Genomic DNA, 611 nt, shown 5'->3' on the forward strand with positions numbered 1-611 from the left:
GGCCAAAAGGCTCTTGGCCATCAGCATCTTGATGGCTTCGCGCACCGCCGAGCGGCTGACGCTGAAGGTCTCCGACCATTTCGCTTCATTGGGCAGGATGGTGCCGGGCGGATAGTCGCCGCGCACGATCCTGAGGCCGATTTCGCTGGCCAGCGAGGCGTGGACGCTGGAGCCTGGAATACGCGCGGCGTCCGCCCGGCGAACGCCGCCCGGACGGTCCCCGGAGGCCGCTTTCCCCAACGATTTTTCCTTGTTCGGCTTCGCGTCCCGCATGGGTTCCAGAAAGTCCGTATTAAGCAGGCTGTCAAGCGCGGCAAGCGGCTTGCACCGCAAAGCCGCCCGCTGTGCACAGATCAGCCCCGATTGCTTCGCGGATCAGTCCTGCTTGACGTATTTGCGCCAGCTATGCTCCGGGCGGAAGCCCAGCACGTCGCGCGCCTTGCGGTTGGAGAGCAGCGTCTCGTATTCGCCGAGTTCGGCCTTGACCGTCACGCCGGGGTAGAACCGCTTCAGGAGTTCGGCGGTCGGCAGGTCGGACGAGGTGTCGTCATTGGCAGCGTTGAACACCTGATAGCCGAGCCCGTCCTTCTCGATGGCGCGCAGCGTGATCT

General features: G+C 64.5%; 1 protein-coding gene and 1 pseudogene. Both read right to left on the reverse strand.

Annotated elements, in window-relative coordinates; translation table 11 throughout:
* A partial coding sequence (locus tag EOC06_RS42410) for a FadR/GntR family transcriptional regulator (protein ID WP_245469547.1) occupies positions 1-273 on the reverse strand: 273 nt, incomplete at its 3' end.
* 102 nt (positions 274-375) lie between these two features.
* Positions 376-611 (reverse strand): annotated as a pseudogene (locus EOC06_RS42415) (NAD(P)-dependent oxidoreductase); the annotation flags it as partial.

It is taken from the genome of Mesorhizobium sp. M7A.F.Ca.MR.362.00.0.0, from assembly GCF_004023175.1.
In the GTDB taxonomy this organism is placed as follows: Bacteria; Pseudomonadota; Alphaproteobacteria; order Rhizobiales; family Rhizobiaceae; genus Mesorhizobium.